The sequence below is a fragment of the Micromonospora wenchangensis genome (assembly GCF_002210435.1).
GTDB lineage: Bacteria > Actinomycetota > Actinomycetes > Mycobacteriales > Micromonosporaceae > Micromonospora > Micromonospora wenchangensis.
In genome coordinates this window covers 1-26,144 of the sequence record NZ_MZMV01000078.1, presented here as the reverse complement: position 1 = coordinate 26,144, position 26,144 = coordinate 1, and the positions used below count along the sequence as shown (strand labels likewise).

Sequence of the window (26,144 nt, the reverse complement as noted above, 5' to 3'; positions counted from 1 at the left end):
GCTGCTCGCCCGCCGGCTGCTCCGCCCGGACGCCGACGAGTGGACCCCGCCGGCCTGGCCGGCGCTGCTCGGCCCGGCCGCGCTCGCCGGTCCGGTGGTCGGCCTGGTCGCCGGGCTCGCCGCGACGGCCTCCGGCGGCCCGCTCGGCGGTGGCCGCCTGGCCGAGATCGGCCCGGTGCCGTGGCAGGTGGCGGCGGTGGCGACCGCGGTGGTCACGGTCGGCGCGCTGCTCGGGGCCGCCGCCGCCAAGGTGCTCGACCGGCCGTCGTCGGCCCGCCCGGCCGCCCGGCCCCGGCCGCCCGCCGACCGCCCTCGCAGGGCTCCGGAGCGCCCCGACCCGGCCGTGGACCGGCCCCGGCCGACGCGGGAGCGCCCCCGGTCGTCCGAGGAGCGCCCGCCCCGCCCGGTACCGGACTGACCGCCCGGCCTGCCCACGGCCCGGGGAGCCGGCCGGTCCGGTCTCGCGCGGCCACCGACGGCCGGGCCGTTCCTGGTCCGACCCGGCCGGGTGCGTCGTCGGTCCTGCCGGACACGCGGCGAGGGACGCCCCGGACGGTGCCGGGACGCCCCTCGGTCGTGCCCGCCCCCGGTCAGGGCGAGGTGGGCAGCGTGAAACTACCGATGATGTTGAGGAGCAGCAGCAGGATGCCGAGACCGACCGCGACCGCCCCGCAGATCAGGCCGGCCTTGGCCTGACCGCCGTTGCTGGCCAGGCCCTGGTTCGCCTTCTGCATGCCCAGCCAGCCGGTGACCGCCGCGCCGATGCCGAGCGGGACGCCCAGGTAGAGGCAGCAGAGCAGCGGGATGGACGCGATGCCGAGGATCAGCGACACCAGACCGAGGGTGTTCTGCTGCCCCTGCGGCGCCGGGTAGCCGGCCCCCGGGTAGGAGCCGGCCGCCGCGGCGTACGGCTGCTGCCCGTAGGGGTCCTTGTGGACGGGCTGGCCGTACGGGTCCGGCTGGAAGGGCTGACCGTACGGCTGGCCCGAGGTGGGCTGGGGGCCGTACGGGTCGTGGGTGGGCTGCCCGTACGGCGGCTGCTCGCCGTACGGTGCCGCCGGCTGCTGCCCGTACGGTGCCTGCGGCGCGGCGTACGGGTCCTGCGGCTGGCCCGAGACGGGCTGCTGCCCGTACGGATCGTGCGGGGGCTGCTGGCCGTACGGGTCGTGGCCGGGGTTTCCGGGCTGCATCTCGGCTGCTCCTCAGTCGTGGGCCGTCAGTAGCTGCTGGTGCTGCTGCCGTCGATGGCACCCATCACACCACCGAAGAGGCAGCACAGCAGCACGATGACGAGCCACACGCCACCGATGATGAAGGCCAGCTTCGACCACTTCTTGGACTCGCGGGCGGCGGCCTCGGCACCCGCGTAGTCGCCCTGCTGGAGGGCCGGGTTGACCTTCGAGGCGTTGATGATGGCCGGGATCGCCAGCGGCCAGAAGAAGAAGATGGCCACGATCGACGCGGTCATGTTGTTGTTGATCGGCTGCTGCGGGTTGGGGTAGCCGGGCTGCATCTGCAGTACTCCTCGTTCACGTCGGTACGGCGTCCGTACCTGATCATTGGCTGTGGGGCGCGGTGGCGGGCACGACCCGGCCACCGGGCGACCGGCAGCGTACCGTGTCCGGGCGACACGCGTGATCACCCGAAACGTCGCCGCCCGCAGGATGGGCGGGCCGACCTGCCCGCTAGGGTGGCCGGGTGACCGAGCCCGCGTCCGTCGCCCGCCTCGTCGTCCTCGTCTCCGGCTCCGGCAGCAACCTCCAGGCGCTGCTGGACGCCACCGCCGACCCCGGTTACGGGGCCCGGGTGGTGGCCGTCGGCGCCGACCGGGACGGCATCGTCGGGCTGGACCGGGCGGCCGCCGCCGGGGTGCCGACCTTCGTCGACCGGGTGAAGGACCACCCCACCCGCGCCGACTGGGACAAGGCCCTCACCGCGCACGTCGCCGAGCACCGGCCCGACCTGGTGATCTCGGCGGGTTTCCTGAAGCTGGTCGGGCCGCAGTTCCTGGCGGCCTTCGGCGACCGCTACCTGAACACGCACAACACGCTGCTGCCGGCGTTCCCCGGCATCCACGGCCCCCGGGACGCGCTCGCCTACGGCGTCAAGGTCACCGGGGCCACCCTCTTCTTCGTCGACGCCGGGATGGACACCGGCCCGATCGTCGCGCAGGTGGCGGTGCCGGTCCTCGACGACGACGACGAGGAGACGCTCACCGAGCGCATCAAGGAAGCCGAGCGCCGCCAGCTCGTCGAGCAGGTCGGTCGCCTGGTCCGTGCAGGTTGGACGATCACCGGAAGAAAGGTCACGGTTCCGTGAGTGCCCCGCAGGACTCCCGCCGCCCGATCAGGCGGGCGCTGGTCAGCGTCTACGACAAGAGCGGCCTGGTCGAGCTGGCCCGTACGCTGCACGAGGCCGGGGTCGAGATCGTCTCGACCGGTTCCACCGCGTCGACGATCTCCGGCGCGGGGGTGCCGGTGACCCCGGTCGAGCAGGTGACCGGCTTCCCCGAGATCCTCGACGGCCGGGTCAAGACCCTGCACCCCAAGATCCACGGCGGGCTCCTGGCCGACCTGCGCAAGGAGTCGCACGCCGACCAGCTCGACGAGCACGGCATCGCCGGCATCGACGTCCTGGTCTCCAACCTCTACCCGTTCCAGGCCACCGTCGCCTCCGGCGCGTCCCCGGACGAGTGCATCGAGCAGATCGACATCGGCGGGCCGGCGATGGTCCGGGCCGCCGCCAAGAACCACGCCTCGGTCGCCGTGGTGACCGACCCGGCCGCGTACCCGGCGCTGGTCGCCGCGCTGGCCGAGGGCGGGTTCACGCTGGCCCAGCGGCGGGCGCTGGCGGCCCGCGCGTTCGCCGACATCGCCGAGTACGACGTGGCGGTGGCCGACTGGTTCGCCGGCACCGCCGCCCCGGCCGAGGACGGCTGGCCGCACTTCGCCGGGCTGGCGCTGCGCCGGCAGGCGACGCTGCGCTACGGCGAGAACCCGCACCAGGGCGCGGCCGTCTACGCCGACCCGGGCAGCCCGCCGGGGCTGGCCCAGGCCGAGCAGTTGCACGGCAAGGAGATGTCCTACAACAACTACGTCGACGCGGACGCCGCCTGGCGGGCCGCGAACGACTTCCCCGACCAGCCGGCGGTGGCGGTCATCAAGCACGCCAACCCGTGCGGCATCGCCGTCGGCGCGGACGTCGCCGAGGCCCACCGCAAGGCGCACGCCTGCGACCCGGTCTCCGCGTTCGGCGGGGTGATCGCCGTCAACCGGCCGGTCTCGGTGGAGCTGGCCGGCCAGGTCGCGGAGATCTTCACCGAGGTGCTGGTGGCACCGGACTTCGAGCCCGGCGCGGTGGAGATCCTCCAGGGCAAGAAGAACATCCGGCTGCTGCGGGCACCGGCCTTCGCCCCGCTGCCGGCCGAGTGGCGGCAGGTGACCGGCGGGGTCCTCGTCCAGCAGCGGGACCGGATCGACGCCCCGGGTGACGACCCGGCGAACTGGAAGCTCGCCACCGGCGAGGCCGCCGACGAGGCCACCCTGCGGGACCTGGCGCTGGCCTGGCGGGCGGTCCGCGCGGTGAAGAGCAACGCGATCCTGCTGGCGAAGGACGGCGCGTCGGTCGGGGTGGGGATGGGCCAGGTCAACCGGGTCGACTCGGCCCGGCTGGCGGTGAGCCGGGCCGGCGCGGAGCGGGCCCGGGGTTCCGTCGCCGCCTCGGACGCCTTCTTCCCGTTCGCCGACGGCGCGCAGATCCTGATCGACGCCGGGGTGAAGGCGATCGTGCAGCCCGGCGGGTCGATCCGCGACGAGGACACCGTCGCCGCCTGCCAGCAGGCCGGCGTCACCATGTACCTGACCGGCACCCGGCACTTCTTCCACTGATCCACCGCGTGCTCCCGCGCCCCGGCGCGGGAGCACCCGGTCAGCCCCGGCCCGTCGGGTCGGACCGCGCGCGCAGCGCGGCGAAGTGGCAGGCGCTGGGGTGGGGGTCGGCGGGACGGGGGACGGTCGGCGGGTCCTCCCGGGCGCAGATGTCCTCGGCCTTCCAGCAGCGGGTGCGGAAGTGGCAGCCGGACGGCGGGTCGGCCGGGCTGGGCACGTCGCCGGTGAGCCGGATGATGCCGGCCGTGCCCCGGGCCTCCGGGTCGGGCACCGGCACCGCCGACAGCAGCGCCTGGGTGTACGGGTGGGTGGCCCGCTCGTAGATCTCCTCCTCGGTGCCGATCTCCACGATCCGACCGAGGTACATCACCGCGACCCGGTCGCAGATGTGCCGGACCACCGACAGGTCGTGCGCGATGAACACGTAGGACAGCCCGAACTCGTCCTGGAGCTGCTCCAACAGGTTGATCACCTGCGCCTGGATCGAGACGTCCAGGGCGGAGACCGGCTCGTCGCAGACGATCACCTCGGGACGCAGGGCGAGCGCGCGGGCGATCCCGATGCGCTGCCGCTGGCCGCCGGAGAACTGGTGCGGGTACCGGTTGACGTGCTCCGGGTTCAGCCCGACCACGTCCAGCAGTTCCTGCACCCGGCCGCGCTTGCTGCCCTTCGGCGCGGCATCGGGGTGGATGTCGAACGGTTCCCCGATGATGTCGCCGACGGTCATCCGGGGGTTCAGCGAGGTGTACGGGTCCTGCATCACCATCTGCATGTTGCGGCGCAGCCGGCGCAGCTCGCCCCCGCCGGCGGTGAGCAGGTCCCGGCCCTGGAGGGTGGCCCGGCCGGAGGTCGGCGTCTCCAGCCGCATCAGCACCCGGGCGAGGGTCGACTTGCCGCAGCCGGACTCGCCGACGATGCCGAGCGTCTCGCCCCGGCGCAGGGTGAAGCTGACCCCGTCGACGGCCCGGACCGCGCCGACCTGCCGGCGGAAGAGCACCCCCCGGGTGATCGGGAAGTGTTTGACCAGGTCGTCGACCGTGAGGATGGTCTCGCCCCGGACCTTGGCCGGGTCAGCGGTCGCGGTCATCGTGGACCTCCTGCGCGAAGTGGCACGCGCTGGTCCGGCCGTCGGCGAGGACCAGGTCGTCGGGCACCACGTCCACGCACACCTGCTGCGCGTACGGGCAGCGGGGGTGGAACGGGCAGCCGCCGGGGATGCGCATCAGGTTCGGCGGCAGGCCCCGGATGGTGGACAGTTCCCGGCCGCGCACGTCCAGCCGGGGAATCGAGGCCAGCAACCCCTTGGTGTACGGGTGGGCCGGTGCCCGGTACAGCGGGCGGACGTCGGCGTGCTCGACGATCCGGCCGGCGTACATGACGGCGATCCGGTCCGCGACGCCGGCCACCACCCCCAGGTCGTGGGTGATCAGGATCATCGCCATGTCGAGGTCGCGACGCAGGTCGGCCAGCAGGTCCATGATCTGGGCCTGCACGGTGACGTCGAGGGCGGTGGTCGGTTCGTCGGCGATCAGCACCTTCGGGTCCAGCGCCAGCGCCATGGCGATCATCACGCGTTGCCGCATGCCGCCGGAGAACTGGTGCGGGTGGTCGCCGAGCCGCCCGGCCGCCCCGGGGATGCGTACCAGGTCCATCAGCTCGACGGTCCGCCGTCGGGCGTCGGCGCGGGACATCCCGTCGCGGTGCCGCAGCGTCTCGCTGATCTGCCAGCCGACCGGGAAGACCGGGTTCAACGCCGACAGGGCGTCCTGGAAGATCATCGCGATCTCCTTGCCGCGTACCTGCCGGCGCTGCTCCTCGGGCAGGGTGAGCAGGTCGCGGCCCCGGTAGCGGATCTGACCGGAACGGATCACCGCCGGCGGGCTGTCCAGGATGCCCATGACCGCCTGGGCGGTGACCGACTTGCCGGAGCCGGACTCGCCGAGTACGGCAAGCGTCTCGCCCGGGTCCAGGTGGTAGGAGACCCCGTTGATCACCTTGGCCACCCCCTCGCCGGTGCGGAACTCGACGTGCAGGTCGCGGACGTCCAGCAGGTGCCCGCCGGGCGGGGTGGGTGAGGCCGGCGTGGGCCGGGGTGCGGACTCGGTCACCGGATCTGCCTCTCGCTCGCGCCCGGGGTGGACATCGGCCTCACCGCAGCTTCGGGTCGAAGGCGTCGCGGATCGCGTCGCCGAGCATGATGAAGGCGAGCACGGTCAGCGCGAGGAAGGCGGACGGGACGACCAGCGGCGTCGCCGACTCGCGCATGTGCACCCGGCCGGCGTCGATCTCGATGCCCCAGGAGATGGTCGGTGCCTTCAGGCCGATGCCGAGGAAGCTCAGCGTCGCCTCGGCGGCGATGAACGAGCCGAGCGCGATGGTCAGCACCACGATCGCCGGGGCGAGCGCGTTGGGCAGGATGTGCCGCCACATGATCCGCCCGTGGCCCGCGCCGAGCATCCGGGCGGCGGCCACGTAGTCCTGCTCCTTGGCGGTGATCACCGAGGAGCGGACCACCCGGGCGGCGGTGGTCCAGCCGAGCACCGCCAGCACGAAGATCACCGCGAACAGCCGGACCGTGTCGCTGCTGGTGCTGACCCGCTTGAGCAGCACGATCGCGGCCAGCAGCAGCGGGATGCCGAGCACGATGTCGATCACCCGGGAGAGCACCGCGTCGACCCAGCGGCCGAAGTACCCGGCCACCATCCCGACGACCAGCGCGATGGCCCCGGTGAGCAGGGCGGACAGCGCGCCGACCAGCAGCGAGGCGCGGGCCCCGTAGACGGCGCGGGCGTACGTGTCGCAGCCCTGGAAGTCGTACCCGAAAATGGCCCCGCCGGACGCCCCGGCGTGCTGGCGGGACAGCACGCAGTCGCGCGGGTCGTTGGCGGTGAACAGCGACGGCACGGCGGCCATCGCGGCGACCAGCACGACCAGCACCAGGCTGATCCAGAAGACCGGCTTGCGGCGCAGGTCGCGCCAGGCGTCCCCGGCGAGGCTGCGGGGTTTCTGCGGTACGCCCACCCGGTCGGGTGTCCCGGGCTCGCCGGAGACCCCGCGCCTGGCGGCCTGGTCCTCCGTCGCCGCCACCGTCTCGAAGTCGCTCATGCCGGCACCTCGCTGCGTTCACTCATAGCGGATCCTCGGATCGAGGACGGCGTACAGGACGTCCACCACCAGGTTGGCGACGAGGTAGACCACGACGAGGACACTGACGATGCCCACCACCAGCGGGCCGTCCTCGGTGCGGATGCCCCGGAACAGGTTGAAGCCGACGCCGGGGATGTTGAACACGCCCTCGGTGATGATCGCGCCGCTCATCAGGTTGCCCAGTTCGACGCCGAGGAAGGTGATCACGGGGATGAGCGAGTTGCGCAGCACGTGCACGCCGATGATCCGCCGCCGGGCCAGCCCCTTCGACCGGGCGGTACGCACGTAGTCGGCGCGCAGGTTCTCGGCGACCGAGGTACGGGTCAGCCGCAGCGCGGTGGCCAGCGACAGCGAACCGAGCACGATGCCGGGCAACAGCAGGGCGTACAGGTCGGGGTCGGCGCCGGCGGTGGGCGGGAAGACGGGCCACCGGACGCCGAGCAGGTACTGGGCGAGCGGGGCCAGCACGATGGTGGGGATGCCCAGCACCAGCAGGGTCAGCACCAGAGTGGCGTTGTCGAACAGGCTGGCCCGGCGGATGCCGGCGAGCACCCCGGCGGTGACCCCGAACAGGATCGTCACGGCCATCGCGATCAGCGCCAGTTTGACGGTGACCGGCCAGGCGGCGGCGAGGATGTCCCCGATCGACCGGCCGGTCAGCGACTGCCCGAGGTCACCCTGGAGCAGGTTCTTCAGGTAGTCGAGGTAGCGGTAGAGGAAGCCGCCGACGCCGGTGCGGTCGAGGTGGAACTTCTCCGTCAGGTACGCCCGCTGGGCCGGGGTCACCGGCCGTTCCCCGGCCAGCGCCTGGATCGGGTCGCCCTGGCCGGCGAACATCAGGGCGTACACGATCAGGGTGGTCCCGAAGAAGGCGAGGACCATCTGAAGCAGACGCCGCAGAACGAAGCGGAACATACTGTGCAGTCTTGCCCAAAAGTAGCGGAGACGGAGGCGGGTCGGGTCACCGTCCACCGATGACCCGACCCGTTGCTCCCGCCGACGGCCCCGTTGCCGCCGACGCGCCTGCACGTGCCGGCGGCGCGTTCGCCGCCGACGCCCTACCGGACTAGCTGACCGCCTCGATCTTCAGCAGGTCGACCCGGTCGAAGAGGTCCATCTGGACGTTCTTCACCTTGGTCGAGTGGCCGTAGTTGTTCTGGCCGTAGCGCAGCGGGATCACCGGCATGTCCTCGGCCAGCAGGTCCTCGGCCGCCTGGTACTTGGCGATCGCGGCCTCCTCGTCCGGCGCCTTGGCGCCCTCGGCGAGGAGCCTGTCGAACTCGGGGTTGCTGTAGCCGTAGTAGTTCGACGAGCCGTTGGTGCTGTACAGCGGGCCGAGGTAGTTCTCCATCGACGGGTAGTCCATCACCCAGCCCATCCGGAACAGGCCCACCGGCTGCTTCGCCTTGACCTTGGTCAGCAGGTCGGCGAACTTGGGTTCGGCGGTGCCGACGCACTCCACGCCCAGGTTGGCCTTGAGCTGGTTGCAGGTCGCGTCGATCCAGTCCTTGTGCCCGCCGTCGCCGTTGTACGACAGTTCGATCTTCTTCGGGCCGCCGGCCGCCTCGTACGCCGCCTTCGCCTTGGCCGGGTCGAACTCGCCGGCCGCGCCGATGGTGTTCTCCCGGTAGCCCGCGACCACCGGCGAGACGAACGAGCGGGCCGGCTGCTGCGAGTCCTTGAAGATCGACTTGGTGATCTCGTCCCGGTCGATCGCCATCGAGATCGCCTTGCGCACCTCGGGCTTGCTGAACTCCTTCTGGAAGGTCGGGAAGGCCAGCACCTGCAACGACGACGCGGGGCTCTGCCGGAACCGGTCACCCAGGTCGGTGCCGGCGGTGGACAGGTTCTCGGTCGGGATCGTCTTGATCACGTCGAGGTTGTCCGACAGTACGTCCGCGTACGCGGCGGTTGGCTGCTGGTAGATCCGGAACTCGACGCCGCCCACCTTCGGCTGCTCGCCGGGGAAGGCGTCGTAGCGCTCCACCTCGACCTTGGCGTCGTGCTGCCAGGAGCCCTTCATCCGGAACGGGCCCTGCCCGACCGGGGCCTGCTCGTAGCCCTCCTTCAGCACGCCGGGGGCCGAGAAGGCGGCCTTCGGCAGCGGGTAGAAGGCGGTGTACCCGAGCATGGACTTGAACTCGCTGTACGGCTCGGTCAGCGTGACGGTGAAGGTCAGGTCGTCGACCTTCTTCAGCCCGGACAGCCGCTCGGCGGCCGGCTCGTCGCCCTGGAGGTCGGCGTACCCGGCGATCTTCTCGAAGAAGTAGCTGGAGTTCTGCCCGTTGGGGGCGTACGCGCCGTAGTTCCAGGCGTCGAGGTAGTTGTCGGCGGTGACCTTCTCGCCGTTGTGGAAGGTGTAGCCGTCCTTGAGCTTGACCGTCCAGACCCTGTTGTCCGACGACGTGACCGACTCGGCCGCCACCTCGTGGGGCCGGTTGGCCTCGTCGTAGTCGACGAGCGGGCTGAACAGGGCGGCGAGCACCTGGGAGCCGCTGGTCTCGTTGGTGTTGGTCGGCACCAGGTGCTGCGGCTCGGCGATCTCGATCCGCACGGCCGCGTCGGGGTCGGACTGGCCGGTTCCGCTGCCGCCGCCCGAGCCGCAGGCCGCCAGGCCCAGGGTCACCGCGAGCGGGAGAGCGGTCCAGGCAGCAAGCCTGCGCACACGCATGGGGTCTCCTCATCTCATCACGGAGCGCAGCCGGACCCGGCGTTGGGTGACTCTGCGCAACGTCCGGCAACGGTAGGCCGGACTCGGCCCGTCGACAACGACGGCGTTGCGAACGGATAACGGATCACCCGTGACGGCCTTGTCGGCGACGACCGTTCCTGGTAAAGGGATCGGGCGAAACTCCTGCGTGCGGGCCGGTTCCGGCGACGGTTCCGGCTTGTTGTCGGGTCGGATCGACCGCCAGCGGCCCGGACGCCCCGACGTCCGGTACGGGTCCGAAGCGGCCGTCCCGTCCGGTACGGCAGATGAGCCGGCCCGCATTCGATCACTCAGGGTGAGTAACGGCACCTCACGGAAAGTCACGGGTTCCCGGTCGTCGGCCCGCCGTCCGCCGGCCATGAGACGATCTGGTCGTGACGGCGATCATCCTGGACGGCAAGGCGACCGCGGCCGAGATCAAGGACGAGCTGCGGGTACGGGTCAAGGCGTTGGCCGAGCAGGGGGTCACCCCCGGCCTGGGCACGGTCCTGGTCGGCGCGGACCCCGGCTCCGAGGCGTACGTCAACGGCAAGCACCGCGACTGCGCCGAGGTGGGCATCGCCTCGATCCGCCGCGAGCTGCCCGCCGACGCCACCCAGCAACAGCTCGACGACGTGCTCGCCGAACTGAACGCCGACCCGGGCTGCCACGGCTACATCGTCCAGCTGCCGCTGCCGGCGCACCTGGACACCCAGCGGGCCCTGGAGATGATCGACCCCGACAAGGACGCCGACGGGCTGCACCCGGTGAACCTGGGCCGGCTGGTGCTCGGCTACGACGGTCCGCTGCCCTGCACCCCGCGCGGCATCGTCGAGCTGCTCCGCCGGTACGACGTGCCGCTGCGCGGCGCCAACGTCGCGCTCGTCGGCCGGGGCAACACCGTCGGCCGCCCGCTCGGCCTGCTGCTCAACCGGCGCAGCGAGAACGCGACAGTCACCCTGTGCCACACCGGCACCCTCGACCTCGCGGCCCACACCCGTGCCGCCGACATCGTCATCGTCGCCGCCGGGGTGCCCGGCCTGCTCACCGCCGACATGATCACGCCGGGCACCACCGTGGTGGACGTCGGCATCACCCGGGTGATCGGCGACGACGGCAAGGGCCGCTACACCGGCGACGTCGACCCGGAGGTGGCGCAGGTGGCCGCTCGGCTGGCCCCGATGCCCGGCGGTGTCGGGCCGATGACCCGGGCCATGCTGCTCACCAACGTCGTCGAACGCGCCGAGCGGGGCTGACCCGCGGACCGTCGTCCCTGCTCGGCGGCAGTGCCCCGCGGCGGGGCCACCGTCCGCCGCGTCCCCTGCCGTCAACGGGGCGGTGGTGACGTTGGCCCCATCCCGGGGATGGTCGCCGCCCCTGGCCGAAACGGTGCCGGGATGACTGTTACGGTCGGGAAAACCGACTGGTAGCAGGGAGTGGGACGACCATGGGTAAGAAGGTCACTGTCGTCGGGGCCGGCTTCTACGGCTCCACCACCGCACAGCGCCTGGCCGAGTACGACGTCTTCGACACCGTCGTCATCACCGACATCGTGGAGGGCAAGCCGGCGGGTCTCGCGCTGGACCTCAACCAGTCCCGCGCGGTCGAGGGCTTCGAGACCAAGGTCGTCGGCGTCACCACCGGCCCCAACGGCGAGGGCTACGAGGCCATCGAGGGCTCCGACGTCGTGGTGATCACCGCCGGTCTGCCCCGCAAGCCGGGCATGAGCCGGATGGACCTGCTGGAGACCAACGCCAAGATCGTGCGGCAGGTCGCCGAGAACGTCGCCAAGTACGCCCCGAACGCCGTCGTCATCGTGGTGTCCAACCCGCTCGACGAGATGACCGCGCTGGCCCAGCTCGCCACCCAGTTCCCCAGGAACCGGGTGCTCGGCCAGGCCGGCATGCTCGACACCGCCCGGTTCACCAACTTCGTCGCCGAGGCCCTCGACGTACCGGTGAAGTCGGTGAAGACGCTGACCCTCGGCTCGCACGGCGACACGATGGTGCCGGTGCCCTCGCAGAGCACCGTCAACGGCAAGCCGCTGCGTGACGCGATGCCCGCCGAGCAGATCGAGGAGCTGGTCGTCAAGACCCGCAACGGTGGCGCCGAGGTCGTCGCGCTGCTCAAGACCGGTTCGGCGTACTACGCGCCGTCCGCCGCCGCCGCCCGGATGGCGCGGGCCGTGGCCGAGGACTCCGGCGCGGTCATGCCCGTCTGCGCCTGGGTCGACGGCGAGTACGGCATCTCCGGGGTCTACCTGGGTGTCGAGGCCGAGATCGGGGCCGAGGGCGTGAAGCGGGTCGTCGAGACCGACCTGGACGCCGACGAACTGGCCAGCCTCAAGGAGGCCGCCGAGGCCGTCCGCGCCAAGCAGGCCGACGTCGCCAGCATGTGATCCGCTGAACCATCCGCCGCAGGGGCGGGACGGCACCCGCCGTCCCGCCCCTGCGCCGTCCCCACCCGTCGCCCCCACCGGTCGCCCCGCCCCGTCCCTCGCCCCGCCTCGCCCCGGTGATCAAGAGATTTGCGTCAAGCCACCGCCCGGACGTGACGCGAACCTCTTGATCACCGGGGTGGCGCTCCGGGGTGGGTTTCCGCCGGTCGGCTTTGCCGTGGTGTGCGACGGTCGCCCCGGGGAATGCCTCCGGGCGGGGCCGGAGGATGCGGTCCCGCATCGTCGGTGCGGACGGTGGCCGTGACGGACCCGGGGTGCGGCGTACCGGATCAGGCGATTTCGCCGGACCGGGCGTGGCCACCCGGGCGTTTTTCCGCCGAGCGGTGCCGCCGGGTGGAGGCCGGCTCGGTGCCGCCGACCGGTTTCCAGTACGCTCGTACTGCTTGAGCACGTGTCCCCCGAGAGGAGCGCCGGCCGATGGCGAAGATCAAGGTAAACAACCCGGTCGTGGAGCTCGACGGCGACGAGATGACCCGGATCATCTGGAAGCAGATCCGCGAGCAGCTGATCCTGCCCTACCTCGACGTCGACCTGCACTACTACGACCTGTCGATCCAGCACCGGGACGCCACCGACGACCAGGTGACCATCGACGCCGCGAACGCCATCGCCGAGCACGGCGTCGGCGTCAAGTGCGCCACCATCACCCCGGACGAGGCCCGGGTGGAGGAGTTCGGCCTCAAGAAGATGTGGCGGTCGCCGAACGGCACCATCCGTAACATCCTCGGCGGCGTGGTCTTCCGCGAGCCGATCATCATGTCGAACGTGCCGCGGCTCGTCCCGGGCTGGACCAAGCCGATCATCATCGGCCGGCACGCGCACGGCGACCAGTACAAGGCCACCGACTTCGTGGTCCCCGGTCCGGGCACGGTGACCATCACCTACACCCCGGCCGACGGCGGCACCCCGATGGAGATGGAGGTCGCCAACTTCCCCGGCGGCGGCATCGCCATGGGCATGTACAACTACGACGAGTCGATCCGGGACTTCGCCCGCGCCTCGTTCCGGTACGGCCTGGACCGCAACTACCCGGTCTACATGTCGACCAAGAACACCATCCTCAAGGCGTACGACGGCCGGTTCAAGGACCTCTTCGCCGAGGTGTTCGAGAACGAGTTCAAGGACGAGTTCGCCGCCGCCGGCCTCACCTACGAGCACCGGCTCATCGACGACATGGTCGCCGCCGCGCTCAAGTGGGAGGGCGGCTACGTCTGGGCCTGCAAGAACTACGACGGTGACGTGCAGTCCGACACCGTCGCGCAGGGCTTCGGCTCGCTCGGCCTGATGACCTCCGTGCTGCTCTCCCCGGACGGCCGTACCGTCGAGGCGGAGGCCGCCCACGGCACCGTCACCCGGCACTACCGGCAGTACCAGAAGGGCGAGAAGACCTCGACCAACCCGATCGCCTCGATCTACGCGTGGACCCGGGGCCTGGCCCACCGGGGCAAGCTGGACGGCACCCCGGCGGTCACCGAGTTCGCCGACACGCTGGAGCAGGTCATCGTCGACACCGTCGAGAGCGGGCAGATGACCAAGGACCTCGCGCTGCTCATCTCGCGGGACGCCCCGTGGCAGACCACCGACGAGTTCATGAACACCCTCGACGAGAACCTGGCGCGCAAGCTCAGCGCCTGACCCTCGCCCGCACCTCCCGGAACCCGTCGGCGGACCGCCGACGGGTTCCGGCGTACCGGGGCGGTGCTGCCACCCGTCCGGGTGACGGCCGCGTCACCGGCCCGGAAACAGGTCGTTGAGCTGGGTGGACGTGGTGCCAGTCGCGTCCAGGGAGGTTGCCGTCGGTCGTCGCACGGCACCGGTGCCGGCCGACCAGCCTTCCCGGCTGTCGAGCACAGCCAGCCGTCCCTTCCCCGCGGGGGGCCCTGTTCCGGGGCCCCCCGCGCCCTGCGTCCACGGTCAGGCGGCGCGCAGCAGTTCGGCGGCCCGCTCGGGGGCGATGTCGTTGATGAAGACCCCCATCCCGGACTCGGAACCGGCCAGGTACTTCAGCTTGTCCCTCGCCCGCCGGACACTGAACAGTTGCAGGTGCAGATGACCCAACTCCCGGTCGATCCGCACCGGCGCCTGGTGCCAGGCCGCGATGTACGGCATGGGCAGGTCGAACAGCCCGTCGAACCGGCGCAGCACGTCCAGGTAGAGCGGGCCGAAGGCGTCCCGTTCGGCGTCGTCGAGCGCCGGGATGTCCGGCACCGGCCGGTGCGGCGCGACGTGCACCTCGAACGGCCAGCGGGCCGCCGCCGGCACGTACGCCGTCCAGTGGTCGTTGGCCGCGACCACCCGGTCACCGGCGGCGCGCTCGGCGGCGAGCACGTCGGCGTAGAGGTTGCCGCCGCCGGTGCGTTCCGCGTGCCGGCGGGCCGCCGCCAGCATCGACCGGGTACGCGGCGTGACGAACGGGTACGCGTAGATCTGGCCGTGCGGGTGGTGCAGGGTCACCCCGATCTCCACCCCCCGGTTCTCGAAGCAGAACACCTGCTCCACCCCGGGCAGCACGCCGACCGCCGTGGTCCGGTCGGCCAACGCGTCCAGCACCAGCCGGACCCGGGCGGGGGAGAGGCTGGCGAAGGACGCCTCGTGGTCGTCGGTGAAGCAGACCACCTCGCAGCGCCCCTGGCCGGGACGGACCGGGGTGAACGCGGTGATCTCGGCCGGCTCGTCGGCGATCCGCTGGCTCAGCGAGGGGAACCGGTTCTCGAAGACCGCCACGTCGTAGTCGGGCGCGGGGATCTCGCTGTGCCGGTCGCCCCGCGACGGGCACAGCGGGCACTGGTCGGCCGGCGGGAGGAAGGTCCTTGTCTGCCGGTGCACCGCCACCGCCACCCACTCGTCGGTGAGCGGGTCGTAGCGGAGCTGGGAGGCGGGTGGGGGCGGCGGCAGCTCCCGCCGGTCCGGCTGGTCCCGGACGGCGTCGTCGCGCTCGTCGAAGTAGATCAGCTCGCGGCCGTCGGCCAACTCGATCGCCGTACGCTTCACCGCGTCGTCTCCCGCCCGGTCGCCCGGCCCGTGCCTGTCACGATCACCAGTTCGCCCACCTTCTCGTCGATCACCCGGCGCGCCTCGGGGGCCAACCGGTCGTCGCTGACCAGCACGTCGGCGGCGCCCAGGCCGACGATGGAGGAGATGCCGACGGTGCCCCACTTGGTGTGGTCGGCGAGGACGACCAGCCGGTCGGCGGCCTCCACCAGGGCCCGGTCGGTCTCCGCCTCCATCAGGTTCGGGGTGGTGAAACCGGCCCGCTCGGTGATCCCGTGCACGCCGAGGAAGAGCAGGTCCAGGTGCAGTGAGCGGATGGCCTCCACGGCCAGCGGGCCGACCAGCGCGTCGGACGGGGTGCGTACCCCGCCGGTCAGCACCACGGTCTGGTCGGGGCGGCCGGCGGTGTGCAGGATCTCGGCCACCGGCAGCGAGTTGGTCACCACGGTCAGCCCCGGCACGTCGACCAGGCGGCGGGCCAGCTCGGCGGTGGTGGTGCCGGCGGAGAGGGCGACCGCCGCACCCGGGCGGACCAGTTCGGCGGCCCGGGTGGCGATCGCGGCCTTCTCGGCGGACTGCCGGACGGACTTGGCGTGGAAGCCCGGTTCGTCGGTCGAGCCCGGGTCGGTGACGGTGGCCCCGCCGTGCACCTTGGCCAGCAGGCCCCGGTCGTGCAGCGCGTCCAGGTCACGCCGGATGGTCATGTCGGAGACACCGAACTCGGCGGCCAGCTCGGTGACCCGGACGCCACCGGCGGTGCGGACCCGGTCGAGGATCGTCGCCTGCCGCTGCCGCGCCAGCATCCGCCGTACCTCCCGGGCCCCCGCACCTGCACGCGCTCGCACGTGTTCCAACAAGATTGAACACTAGCGCGCAGCGGGCAGGGGCGGAAGTGGAACCCCCGAGGTCAGGCGGACGGCAGCCGCGGCTCCACCCAGCCGGTCTCGGTCAGGTGCGTCATCACCGCCTGCACCGCCTCGTCGATGCTCTGGTCGGTGGTGTCGACCACCAGATCGGCGTCGGTGGGCGTCTCGTACGGGTCGTCGATGCCGGTCATCCCGGTGAGCAGGCCGGCGCGGGCGCGGGCGTACAGGCCCTTGCGGTCGCGCTGCTCACACACCTCCAACGGGGTGGCGACGTGCACCAGCAGGAAACCCGCCCCGGCCGCCCGCGCCATCTCCCGCACGGCGGCCCGCGCCTGCGCGTACGGGGCGATCGGGCAGCAGATCCCCACCCCCCGGTGCCGGGCGATCTCGGCCGCCACCCAGCCGATCCGGCGCACGTTCGCGTCCCGGTCGGCCCGGCTGAACGTCAAGCCGGCCGACAACTCCCGGCGCACCACGTCGCCGTCGAGCAGGGTGATCGTCCGCTCGCCCTGCTCGCGCAGCAGGTCGGCCAGGCCCCGGGCGATGGTCGACTTGCCGGAGCCGGAGAGCCCGGTGAGGAAGACCACCAGCCCCCGGTGCCGGCGCGGCGGGCGGGCCCGGCTCAGCTCCTTGGCCACCGCCGGCGGGGTGTGCCACTCGGGCAGCGGGAAACCCCGGTCGAGCAGGTCGTCGATCTCCGCCTCGCTCAGCGCCAGCTTGCGGTTGCGCGGCGGGATGTCGTCGCGCCAGCGCCACTGGCCGTCCCGGCTGTCGTAGGCCAGCTCGCGGGGGACCAGCACCCGCAGCCCCGCCCCGGAGAGCATGCCGCCGGTGGACAGCAGGTGGGTCACCCCGTAGGCGGCGGAGATCCGGGCGCGCAGCAGCGCGTCGCTGATCTCGTCGGCCCGGCGGGGCAACGGGACGGCGACCAGCGTCGCGGGGGGCATCCGGTCCCGGGCGGCGAAGATGCTGCGGACCAGGGCCTCGGTGGGCAGCCCGCCCGCGCCGTCCTCGCCGACCGGGATCATCACCAGCAGGTGCGCGCCGAGGGTACGGGCCGCGTGCGCGATCTGCGCCAGCTGCGGCCGGTGCAGCGGCCGGTCGGCGATCACCCCGAGCACCCGGCCCGGCGGCAGCAGCGGACGCACCTCGTCCGGGCCCCGGCGCAGCCGCTGGAACGGGCCGTGCCCGCCGTCGCCGAGCCGGCGTACCGGACCGCCCAGCCCGGCCACACCCTCGCGGACCGGCCAGACATCGGTCACCTCCAGGCCGGCCACCGGGGCGCCCTCGCCGTCGGTGAGCACCAGCGTCCGCCGGCCCGGGTCGGCCGGGTCCAGCCCGTCGGCGACGGCGGTGGGCACCTGGAGGGTCACCGGGACCGGCCAGGACGTGCCGTCGGCCAGTCGACCGCGACGCTGCAACGAGGCCAGGTCGGCGCGGGTCATGAAGCCGGCCAGCGGGGTGTACGCCCCGCTCAGCAGCAGCTCCAGATCGGCCAGCTCACCGGGGCGTGGCGCGTACGCGGGGGCGTCCCGCAGCACGTCCTCGGGCAGCACTGAACCGTTGCTCATCCGTACCCCTCACTCGCTGGCCGGCTCACAGTTTCTCAGCCGGCCGGCGATCGGTCGAGAGTGCCACTCCACTCCCGACCCGGAAGTGGATCATCGGTGGCGTGTCCCGACCGGTCGGTGGGGTGCGTCAACCGGCCGGGACCAGGGACGCGGCACCGAACGAGACGGCGAATCGCTGACACCAGATGGTGACACTGGTCAGCTCGGTGAGGTCGGTGCCGGCCGGGACGGCGTACGCCTGGTCGCCCCGGTTGCCCTTGAGCCGGCCCAGCTCCGCCCGGCGGCCGTCGTCGAAGACGTGCCAACCGGCCCGGCCGGTGCGGACCGGCTGGTCGGAGAGCCAGACCCGCAGGTCCGGGCCGTTGGAGGTGTCCAGCCCGACCAGTTCCAGCCGGTGCCCGCCGTCGGCGGTGCGGACGATCCGGGCGGTGCCCGAGGTGTCGTGTTCGTGACTGACGAACTCCCCCCGGCTCACCACCACCGGCCGGGTGGCCGTGGGCTCCGCCCGGGGCGGGGTGCCGGCGGCGGCCCCGGTCGGGGTGGCGGTGCCGGCCGGGGTGGTCCCGGCGACGCCGCCGTCGGCCGGTGCGGTGCCGTCGGCGGCCACGGTCCCGGTCGGGGTGGCGTCGTCGACGTCGGAGAGCCGTTCGTCGACCTGGCGGTCGGCCACCACCTTCCAGGGTTGGAACCAGTACAGGCCGAAGGCGGCGCCGACGCCGAGCACGGCGACGGCGACCCAGGTCAGCGGGGCACGGGACAGGCGACGGAACATGCCGTCCAGTCTCGCCGTGCCACCGCGAACGGTCACCCGTCGCCGGGGTTACGGAAGCCTTACCGCCCCGATCGACCGGCTCGTCGGGCCGGTACGGCGGTATCGGGTGCGGCGGACACCGCCGTACCGCCGACCGGGCGCGGACCGTCGGCCCGGCCGACCGGGACGGGGCTGGTCGGGGGCGGGAATCAGGGGCGACCCGGGGCGATTCCGGATACCCGCCGGGGTGGCAGCTCCCTAGGCTGACGGACGTGACACTGATCGCGACCGAGTCGCTCACCAAGACGTACGGAGGCCGGGTCACCGCGCTGGCCGACCTGACCGTCGCGGTCGAGCCGGGGATCATCGGTCTGGTCGGCGCGAACGGCGCCGGCAAGTCGACCCTGATCAAGATTCTGCTGGGCCTGCTCCCGCCGACCAGCGGACGGGTCTCCGTGCTCGACCTCGACCCCACCACCGATCCGGCGGCGGTCCGCGCCCGGGTCGGTTACATGCCCGAACACGAGGCGCTCCCGCCCGACCTCTCCGCCGCCGAACTCGTCACCCACCTGGGGCGGATGAGCGGCCTGCCCCGCACGGTGGCCCGCGAGCGCGCCTCCGAGACGCTGCGCCACGTCGGCCTCTACGAGGAGCGGTACCGCCCGGTGGGCGGCTACTCCACCGGCATGAAGCAGCGCGTCAAGCTCGCCCAGGCCCTGGTGCACGACCCGGACCTGCTGCTGCTCGACGAGCCCACCAACGGCCTCGACCCGGCCGGCCGGGACGCCATGCTCGCCCTGGTCCACCGGATCGGCACCGAGTTCGGCATCTCCGTCCTGGTCTGCTCGCACCTGCTCGGCGAGGTGGAGCGGATCTGCGACACCCTGGTCGCCATCGACGGGGGGCGGCTGCTGCGCGCCGACCGGATCGACGCGATGACCTCGGCCACCGACCTGCTCGCCGTCGAGGTCAGCGAGGGCACCGACCAGTTGGCGGGCCGGCTCGCCGCGCTCGACCTGCCGGTGACCCGCGACGGCCGGATGCTGCTCGTCCCGCTCGCCGACGAGCGCACCTACGACCTGATCCTCGGCGCGGTCGCCGAACTGGACCTGCCGCTGCACCGGCTGGACCAGCGCCGGCACCGGGTGGCCGAACTCTTCGCCCCGAGGGAGCCCAGCAATGCCTGAGCCGACCGGCGTCATCCACGACATCGGCTACCAGCGGTACACCGGCCCGAGGCTGGGCCGCCGGCACGTCTTCGGTGCGCTCTACCTGCATGGCCTGCGGACGGTCTTCGGGCTGGGCCGCAGCGCCAAGGCGAAGATCTTCCCCTGGCTGGTGGTCGGCATCGTGACGGTGGTGGCCGCCGGCCTCACCGCCGTGCGCAGCCAGATCGGCGAGGTGGTGATGACGTACGCCCAGTTCGCCGACGCGATGAGCTGGCTGGTCATCTTCTTCGTCGCGGTGGCCGCCCCCGAGCTGGTCTCCCGGGACCTGCGCAGCGGCGTGCTCCCGCTGTACTTCTCCCGGCCGCTGCCGCGCGACGACTACGCGCTGGCCAAGCTGCTCTCCCTGGCCAGCGCGCTGTGGCTGCTGCTGGGCGGGCCGCAGCTGGTGATGTTCCTGGGCGCTGCGTTCACCACCCCCGACGGCCTGCGCGGGACCTGGAACGAGCTGCTGGACCTGCTGCCCGGCCTGCTCTACGCCGGGCTGTGGGCGGTGGTCTTCGCCGCGATCGGGCTGCTGGTCGCCTCGCTCACCGGCAAGCGGGCGTTCGCCGCCGGCGGCATCGTGGCGGTCTTCCTGATGACCACCCCGATCGTCGGCGTGCTGTCGATCCTGCCCTCGCGGGCCGTCAACGAGCTGGCCCTGCTGGCCTCGCCGTCGACGCTGGTGCAGGGGGTCGGCTCGTGGGCGTTGCAGGACCTGCTCTACCCGGGTGCCGGCACCGGTCCGCCGATCGGCGACTTCGGCCCGGTCTACGCGGTCGTCACCGCGCTGCTGGTCGCCGCCTGCACCGCCCTGCTGCTGCTGCGATACCGGAAGGTGGCCGCCCGATGACCACACTCGACACCGACGCCCGCCCGGTGGCCACCACCAGCACCCTGGATCTCGCCGGGGTCTCCCGCTGGTACGGCAACGTGGTGGCGGTCAACGACGTCACCATGCGGCTCGGCCCCGGGGTGACCGGCCTGCTCGGCCCGAACGGCGCCGGCAAGACCACCCTGCTGCACATGATGGCCGGTTTCCTCGCCCCGTCCCGGGGCACGCTCACCCTCGACGGGGAGTCCACCTGGCGCAACCCGGCGGTCTACCGGCGGCTCGGGCTGGTCAGCGAGCGGGAGGCGGTGCACTCCTTCCTCACCGCCCGCGAGTTCGTGCTGGCCAGCGCGAAGCTGCACCGGCTGCCCGACCCGGAGGCCGCCGCCCGCCGGGCGATCGAGCTGGTCGAGATGACCGACGCGCAGGACCGGCGGATCGGCACGTACTCCAAGGGGATGCGGCAGCGGACCCGGGTGGCCGCCGCGCTGGTGCACGACCCGCAGGTGCTGCTGCTCGACGAGCCGTTCAACGGGATGGACCCGCGCCAGCGGCTGCACATGATGGGCCTGCTGCACTCCCTCGGCGACGCCGGGCGGACGATCCTGTTCAGCTCGCACATCCTGGAGGAGGTCGAGCAGGTCTCCGGCACGGTGCAGGTGATGGTGGCCGGCCGGCTGGCCGCCTCCGGCGACTTCCGCACCATCCGCCGGTTGATGACCAACCGGCCGCACGTCTTCGCGGTCCGCTCCACCGACGACCGGGCGTTGGCGGTGGCGCTGATGGCCGACCCGTCGGTCGCGGGCGTCGAGCTGGACAAGACCGGCCTGACCGTGCGCGCCGGCGACTACGGCGCGTTCACCCGGGCGTTGCCCAAGATCGCGCTCGCCCGGCAGATCCGGGTCCGGCAGTTGACCCCCGAGGACGAGTCCCTGGAGAGCGTCTTCTCCTACCTGGTGGAGGCCTGATGTCGACCGTTTCCTGGATCACCGCGCGCGGGCTGTTCGGCCGTCGCCGGTTCCTCATGCTGCTGCCGCTGCCGGCGGTGCTGGTGCTGCTCGCCGTCCTCTGCCGGTCGCTCGGGGTGGACCCGGGCCAGTGGGCCCCGCCGGTGCTGGTCGGCCTCGGGCTGGCCGTGGTGCTGCCGGTGGTGGCGCTCATCGTCGGCACCGGCGTGCTCGGCGCGGAGATCGACGACGGCACGGTGGTGCACATCCTGACCAAGCCGCTGCCCCGCTGGCAGATCGTGCTGCCGAAACTCGCGGTGGCCGCCGGGGTCAGCGCGGTCACCGTCGCCGTGCCGCTCTACGTCGCGGGCGTGCTCGCCGATTCGGTACGCCTGGGCCTGGGCTTGGTCGTCGCCTCGGCGCTCGGCGCGCTGGCCTACTCGGCGCTGTTCCTGGCGCTCAGCCTGGTCACCCGGCGGCCGGTGCTGCTCGGCCTGGTCTACGTGCTGATCTGGGAGGGGCTGCTGGGCAACTTCGTCAGCGGCACCCGGGTGCTGTCGATCCAGCAGTGGGTGATCGCCCTGGCCGACCGGATCGCCCCCACCGACCTGCTGTCGACCACCGTGTCGGTGCCGGTGGCGGTGGTGCTTACCGCCCTGGTCAGCGTCGGCTTCACCGTGCTGGCCATCGACCGGCTCCGCTCCTTCAGCATCGCCGGCGAGACCAGCTGACCCGGTCCGGCCCGGCCGGACTTTGATCGACACGATTGCGCCGATGTGGCGGTATCCAGGTGCCCCGGATACCGCCACACCGGCGTTCGAGCCCCGACCCGCCTCAGAACGCGCTGGCGATCACCAGTTCGGGGGCGCGGTCGGGGAGCAGGTCGAGGGTGGTGATCCGGCCGGCGGCGCGCACGTCGTCGGCGACCAGGGTGAGCTGGTCGAGCAGGCCCGCCGGGCCCAGCGCCTCGGCCAGCGGCACCTCCGCCCGCATCGACAGCCTGCGCTCGGACTTGGCCCGCCGGACCTGACCCAGCGCGTCCCCGGCCAGCCGCAGCAGGGCCGGGTCACCGGTGCCGGTGATCGCCCGCCCCACCTCGTACGTGGTCGGCCAGGGGGCCCGGTGCACCGAGCCGTACCGCCACCACGACCAGACCTCCTCGGTCACGTACGGCAGCACCGGGGCGAACAGCCGCAACTGCACCGACAGGGCGGTGGCGAGCGCCGCCCGGGCCGAGTCGGCACCCGGCCCGGTGCCGTAGGCGCGTTCCTTCACCAACTCGATGTAGTCGTCGCAGAACCGCCAGAAGAACGCCTCGGTGGCCTGCAACGCGGTCGTGTGGTCGTACCCGTCGAAGGCGGCGGTCGCGGTGGCGACCACGGTGGACAGTTCGGCGAGCAGGGCGGTGTCCAACGGGGTGGTCGCCGGGGCGCGCAGCGCGTCGGCGGCACCCAGCCCGAGCGCGAACTTCGAGGCGTTGAGCAGCTTGGTGGCCAGCCGCCGGCCCACCCTGATCTGCGCCGGGTCGAAGGCCAGGTCCATACCGGGCCGGCCGTTGGCGGCCCAGTAGCGCACCGCGTCCGAGCCGTGCTGTTCCAGCAGCGCCATCGGGGTGACCACGTTCCCCCGCGACTTGGACATCTTCTTGCGGTCCGGGTCGAGGATCCAGCCGGAGAGCACCGCGTCCCGCCAGGGCAGCACCCCGTGCTCCAGGTGGGCGCGCACGACCGTGCCGAAGAGCCAGGTCCGGATGATCTCCTGCCCCTGCGGGCGCAGGTCCATCGGGAAGATCCGGTCGAACAACTCCGGATCGGTCTCCCAACCGCCGACGATCTGCGGCGTCAACGACGAGGTGGCCCAGGTGTCCAGCACGTCCGGGTCGCCGACGAACCCACCGGGCACGCCGCGCTGCGACTCGTCGTAGCCGGGCGGCGGCTCACCCGACGGGTCGACCGGCAGCGACGCCTCGTCCGGTGTGAGAGGGTTGGCATGGTCCGGCTCGCCAAAGGCGTCGAGCCGGTACCACACCGGCACCGGCACCCCGAAGAAGCGTTGCCGGCTGACCAGCCAGTCCCCGGTCAGCCCGCCCACCCAGTGCGCGTACCGGTGCCCCATGTGCTCCGGCACCCAGCGCAGTTCGTCGCCCCGGGCCAGCAGCTCCGCCCGCAGCCCGGCGTCCCGGCCGCCGTTGCGCAGGTACCACTGCCGGGTCGAGACGATCTCCAACGGCCGGTCGCCGCGCTCGTAGAACTTCACCGGATGGGTGATCTCGCGCGGCTCACCCACCAGGTCACCGGCGTCGCGCAGCAGCTCCACCACGGCCCGCCGGGCGGCGTTGACCGACTGCCCGGAAAGCGCGGCGTAGGGTCCGTCAGGCACGCCGGCCGGCGGCTCGGCCAGCAGCCGCCCGTCCCGGCCGATCACCACCCGGGTCGCCAGGTCGAGGTCCCGCCACCAGGTCACGTCGGTCAGGTCACCGAACGTGCAGACCATCGCGACGCCGGTGCCCTTCGCCGGGTCCGCCAGCGGGTGCGCGCGCACCGGCACCTCCACCCCGAACACGGGGGTACGCACGGTCGCGCCCACCAGGTCGGCGTACCGCTCGTCGTCGGGGTGGCAGACCACCGCCACACAGGCCGGCAGCAGCTCCGGACGGGTGGTGTCGATCAGCACCTCCCGCCCGTCCGGCCCGGTGAACCGCAGCCGGTGGTACGCCCCCGGGCGCTCCCGGTCCTCCAGTTCCGCCTGCGCCACGGCGGTGCCGAACCCGACGTCCCACAGCGTCGGCGCCTGCGCCTGGTACGCCTCGCCCCGGGCCAGGTTGCGCAGGAACATCCGCTGCGAGGTGGCCCGCGCCGCCCGCCCGATCGTGGTGTACGTCAACGACCAGTCCACCGACAGCCCGAGCCGCCGCCAGAGCGCCTCGAAGACCTGCTCGTCGTCGGCGGTCAACCGTTCACACAGCTCGACGAAGTTGCGGCGGGAGATCGGCGTCGGCTCCCGACGCCGGGCCTCGGTGACCGGGGCGTCGGGCGGCTGCCACGCCGGGTCGTACGGCAGGGACGGGTCACAGCTCACCCCGTAGACGTTCTGCACCCGGCGTTCGGTGGGCAGGCCGTTGTCGTCCCAGCCCATCGGGTAGAACACGTTGCGCCCGCGCATCCGCTGGAACCGGGCCACCGTGTCGGTGTGCGTGTACGAGAAGACGTGCCCCATGTGCAGCTCGCCGGATACGGTCGGCGGCGGGGTGTCGATGGCGTACACGTCGTCGCCGCGACCGTGCCGACGCGGGGTCCCCGCCGTCGACCCGCGACCCGCTACGGTCGCCTTCTCCCGGTCGAACGCGTACGTGCCCTCCTCCTGCCAGCGGCGCGCCCAGCGTTCCTCGATGCCGTCCAGGGTGGGACGTTCGGGAACACCGGCGCGGGCCGTCCTCGCCGTATCAGTCATCGGTCGATCGTAGGCAGCCGTCGACCTCCCGCCCACGGCTTTACCGCGCGTACCTGCGCGGTGCGACGGGGGCGGGGCCGGGCACGGGTGACCGGCCGGACCGGGCGACCTACCGGTTCGAGGAGCCGGTGGGCGGGGCGAGCAGCGGCCCCTGGGTGGCGATCTGGAAGCCCAACCCGGTGCGGTCGTTGACCCGGTCGAGGATCACCGAGACCGACGCGTAGGTGTTCTTCTCGTCGGGGTTGGTGCAGGGCCCCTCGCCGGGGTCACCGTTGCTGAGGATGCCCAGTGCCCGCCCGTCGGACTCGGTGAACAGCGGACCGCCGCTGTCCCCCGGCCGGGCACACACCCGCACGTCGATGCCGCCGCTGGCCTTGCCGGTGACCTCGCCGCAGCGGGTGCCCGGCAGGTAGCCGGCCCCCGCGCCCGAGTCGACGTACTGCTCGCCGGCCTTCGGGGTGTACGCTGAGCCGGTGGCGCAGACCACCCAGCCGGCCTGCACCGTGGCGTACGGCGTGACGCCGGTGATCGGCACGTCGCGGCTGCCCCTGCCGGCGCAGGCCGGGTTGTCGGCCACGCACCAGTAGTTGACCAGGCTCGGCGTGCTGCCGACACCGCGCCTCGGGTACGCCCAGCGGGTGCTGGCCCCCTTGGCGTAGGGAAGTACCGCGTAGTCGTTGGGGAAGGCGTTCTCGGCCAGCACCGGGTTGGTCGACTCGATGCCCACCGGCACCTTCGGCCCGAGGAACTGGTGCCAGGTGTCGTCGACGCGCTGGTGCCGGCCGCCCACCACGCAGTGCCCGGCGGTCAGCACGTAGTACCGCCCCGACTTCGCCCGGACGTTGAAGCCGGTGGTGCAGCCGCCGACGGTGCCGTCGTCGCGGGGCACGTCCAGCCGGATGCCGCCGCGCATCGGCGCCTGCGCGCAGTAGCGCGGGTCGCACGCCTTGGGGACCGTGCCCTCGTCGAACCGGGCCCGGGTCCGCGCCGGCACCCCGGCCGTGTCGAGCGCGCCGGCCAGCCGGGCGTCGTCGGCGGGCACCGCGTCGCCGGTGAGCACCAGCACCTCGTTGGCCCGCTCGTCGACCACCACGTCCCGCCCGGCGGTGACGCCGAGCGTCCCGGCCAGCCGGGTCGCCGCAGCGTCCAGGTCGCGCCGCGAGTGCCGGGCCGGCACGACGGTGACGTGCCTGGCGTCCGGCAGCCCGGCGACCGCCCCGGTGACCCGGGCCGGGTCGGTGGCGGCGATGGTGAGCACCCCGCCGCCGGCCTGGTCCAGCCACATCCCGGCGTACGCGTCGGGGAAACGGGCGGCCAGGGTGTCGGCCAGCGGCGCGGACAACTCCT

Annotated in this window: 23 protein-coding genes; 10 read left to right on the top strand and 13 right to left on the bottom strand. The window is 72.7% G+C overall.

Annotation, left to right across the window (positions count from 1 at the left end; genetic code table 11):
* Positions 1 to 418, top strand: a 418-nt coding sequence (locus B5D80_RS34930) for a cell division protein PerM (protein WP_281253507.1), incomplete at its 5' end; no start/stop codon positions are given.
* Positions 419 to 590: 172 nt separating this feature from the next.
* Here B5D80_RS34930 and B5D80_RS29295 read toward each other — a convergent pair.
* A complete protein-coding gene (locus B5D80_RS29295) occupies positions 591 to 1,190 on the bottom strand; it encodes a DUF4190 domain-containing protein (protein WP_088647170.1) in 600 nt (199 codons plus the stop codon).
* A 26-nt stretch (positions 1,191 to 1,216) separates the two neighbouring features.
* Positions 1,217 to 1,513: a CD225/dispanin family protein gene (locus B5D80_RS29290; protein WP_088647169.1), complete on the bottom strand. Its 297-nt coding sequence runs from the start codon at positions 1,511 to 1,513 to the stop codon at positions 1,217 to 1,219.
* Between the two features lie 185 nt (positions 1,514 to 1,698).
* Here B5D80_RS29290 and purN point away from each other — a divergent pair, with 185 nt between their 5' ends.
* Together purN and purH are read left to right on the top strand one after the other, a co-directional pair.
* Positions 1,699 to 2,319, top strand: coding sequence for a phosphoribosylglycinamide formyltransferase (purN, locus tag B5D80_RS29285; RefSeq protein ID WP_088647168.1), 621 nt, complete (start codon positions 1,699 to 1,701; stop codon positions 2,317 to 2,319).
* The gene (purH, locus tag B5D80_RS29280) at positions 2,316 to 3,887 is read left to right on the top strand and encodes a bifunctional phosphoribosylaminoimidazolecarboxamide formyltransferase/IMP cyclohydrolase (protein ID WP_088647167.1); all 1,572 of its coding nucleotides are present in this window, start codon (positions 2,316 to 2,318) and stop codon (positions 3,885 to 3,887) included. The genes purN and purH overlap by 4 nt, the downstream gene beginning before the upstream one ends.
* 40 nt (positions 3,888 to 3,927) lie before the next feature.
* Here purH and B5D80_RS29275 read toward each other — a convergent pair whose 3' ends face one another.
* The 5 genes from B5D80_RS29275 to B5D80_RS29255 all read right to left on the bottom strand — a co-directional run bounded on the left by B5D80_RS29275 (position 3,928) and on the right by B5D80_RS29255 (position 9,705).
* Positions 3,928 to 4,974 (bottom strand): ABC transporter ATP-binding protein, encoded by a 1,047-nt coding sequence (locus B5D80_RS29275; RefSeq protein WP_088647166.1) that lies wholly within the window; start codon positions 4,972 to 4,974, stop codon positions 3,928 to 3,930.
* Positions 4,958 to 5,995, bottom strand: a complete 1,038-nt coding sequence (locus tag B5D80_RS29270; protein WP_088647165.1) for an ABC transporter ATP-binding protein — start codon at positions 5,993 to 5,995, stop codon at positions 4,958 to 4,960. Before B5D80_RS29270 ends, B5D80_RS29275 begins: the two co-directional genes overlap by 17 nt.
* Before the next feature lie 40 nt (positions 5,996 to 6,035).
* On the bottom strand, positions 6,036 to 6,992 hold the full coding sequence (locus B5D80_RS29265; RefSeq protein ID WP_088647164.1) for an ABC transporter permease: 957 nt from the start codon (positions 6,990 to 6,992) through the stop codon (positions 6,036 to 6,038).
* 18 nt (positions 6,993 to 7,010) lie between these two features.
* Positions 7,011 to 7,949 (bottom strand): ABC transporter permease, encoded by a 939-nt coding sequence (locus B5D80_RS29260; RefSeq protein ID WP_088647163.1) that lies wholly within the window; start codon positions 7,947 to 7,949, stop codon positions 7,011 to 7,013.
* A 151-nt stretch (positions 7,950 to 8,100) separates the two neighbouring features.
* The gene (locus B5D80_RS29255; RefSeq protein WP_088647162.1) at positions 8,101 to 9,705 is read right to left on the bottom strand and encodes a peptide ABC transporter substrate-binding protein; all 1,605 of its coding nucleotides are present in this window, start codon (positions 9,703 to 9,705) and stop codon (positions 8,101 to 8,103) included.
* Positions 9,706 to 10,118: 413 nt separating this feature from the next.
* Here B5D80_RS29255 and B5D80_RS29250 point away from each other — a divergent pair, with 413 nt between their 5' ends.
* The 3 genes from B5D80_RS29250 (at position 10,119) to B5D80_RS29240 (ending at position 13,816) form a co-directional block, all read left to right on the top strand.
* Positions 10,119 to 10,979 carry a bifunctional methylenetetrahydrofolate dehydrogenase/methenyltetrahydrofolate cyclohydrolase gene (locus tag B5D80_RS29250; RefSeq protein WP_088647161.1) on the top strand — a complete coding sequence of 287 codons (861 nt, stop codon included), beginning with the start codon at positions 10,119 to 10,121 and terminating at the stop codon, positions 10,977 to 10,979.
* A 191-nt stretch (positions 10,980 to 11,170) separates the two neighbouring features.
* Positions 11,171 to 12,121 (top strand): malate dehydrogenase, encoded by a 951-nt coding sequence (locus B5D80_RS29245; protein WP_088647160.1) that lies wholly within the window; start codon positions 11,171 to 11,173, stop codon positions 12,119 to 12,121.
* Positions 12,122 to 12,598: 477 nt separating this feature from the next.
* Positions 12,599 to 13,816, top strand: a complete 1,218-nt coding sequence (locus tag B5D80_RS29240; RefSeq protein ID WP_088647159.1) for an NADP-dependent isocitrate dehydrogenase — start codon at positions 12,599 to 12,601, stop codon at positions 13,814 to 13,816.
* Positions 13,817 to 14,095: 279 nt separating this feature from the next.
* Here the strand turns inward: B5D80_RS29240 and galT are convergent, their stop codons facing one another.
* The 4 genes from galT to B5D80_RS29220 form a co-directional block, all read right to left on the bottom strand.
* Entirely contained in the window at positions 14,096 to 15,172 is a 1,077-nt protein-coding gene (galT, locus tag B5D80_RS29235) for a galactose-1-phosphate uridylyltransferase (protein WP_088647158.1), read from the bottom strand.
* Positions 15,169 to 15,975 carry a DeoR/GlpR family DNA-binding transcription regulator gene (locus tag B5D80_RS29230; RefSeq protein ID WP_088647157.1) on the bottom strand — a complete coding sequence of 269 codons (807 nt, stop codon included), beginning with the start codon at positions 15,973 to 15,975 and terminating at the stop codon, positions 15,169 to 15,171. Before B5D80_RS29230 ends, galT begins: the two co-directional genes overlap by 4 nt.
* Positions 15,976 to 16,079: 104 nt before the next feature.
* Entirely contained in the window at positions 16,080 to 17,609 is a 1,530-nt protein-coding gene (gene cysC, locus B5D80_RS29225; protein WP_088647156.1) for an adenylyl-sulfate kinase, read from the bottom strand.
* A gap of 127 nt (positions 17,610 to 17,736) precedes the next feature.
* Positions 17,737 to 18,381: a DM13 domain-containing protein gene (locus B5D80_RS29220; RefSeq protein WP_088647155.1), complete on the bottom strand. Its 645-nt coding sequence runs from the start codon at positions 18,379 to 18,381 to the stop codon at positions 17,737 to 17,739.
* Between the two features lie 308 nt (positions 18,382 to 18,689).
* Here B5D80_RS29220 and B5D80_RS29215 point away from each other — a divergent pair, with 308 nt between their 5' ends.
* The 4 genes from B5D80_RS29215 to B5D80_RS29200 are packed head-to-tail and all read left to right on the top strand — an operon-like array spanning position 18,690 to position 22,078.
* Positions 18,690 to 19,547, top strand: a complete 858-nt coding sequence (locus B5D80_RS29215; RefSeq protein ID WP_422756600.1) for an ABC transporter ATP-binding protein — start codon at positions 18,690 to 18,692, stop codon at positions 19,545 to 19,547.
* Positions 19,540 to 20,421 carry an ABC transporter permease gene (locus B5D80_RS29210; RefSeq protein ID WP_088647153.1) on the top strand — a complete coding sequence of 294 codons (882 nt, stop codon included), beginning with the start codon at positions 19,540 to 19,542 and terminating at the stop codon, positions 20,419 to 20,421. The genes B5D80_RS29215 and B5D80_RS29210 overlap by 8 nt, the downstream gene beginning before the upstream one ends.
* Positions 20,418 to 21,368 (top strand): ABC transporter ATP-binding protein, encoded by a 951-nt coding sequence (locus B5D80_RS29205; protein WP_088647152.1) that lies wholly within the window; start codon positions 20,418 to 20,420, stop codon positions 21,366 to 21,368. The genes B5D80_RS29210 and B5D80_RS29205 overlap by 4 nt, the downstream gene beginning before the upstream one ends.
* A complete protein-coding gene (locus B5D80_RS29200) occupies positions 21,368 to 22,078 on the top strand; it encodes an ABC transporter permease (protein WP_088647151.1) in 711 nt (236 codons plus the stop codon). Before B5D80_RS29205 ends, B5D80_RS29200 begins: the two co-directional genes overlap by 1 nt.
* 103 nt (positions 22,079 to 22,181) lie before the next feature.
* Here the strand turns inward: B5D80_RS29200 and valS are convergent, their stop codons facing one another.
* Complete coding sequence (valS, locus tag B5D80_RS29195; protein ID WP_088647150.1) at positions 22,182 to 24,797, bottom strand: valine--tRNA ligase; 2,616 nt, start codon at positions 24,795 to 24,797, stop codon at positions 22,182 to 22,184.
* A gap of 109 nt (positions 24,798 to 24,906) precedes the next feature.
* Positions 24,907 to 26,144, bottom strand: a 1,238-nt coding sequence (locus B5D80_RS33170; RefSeq protein WP_144081798.1) for a trypsin-like peptidase domain-containing protein, incomplete at its 5' end; no start/stop codon positions are given.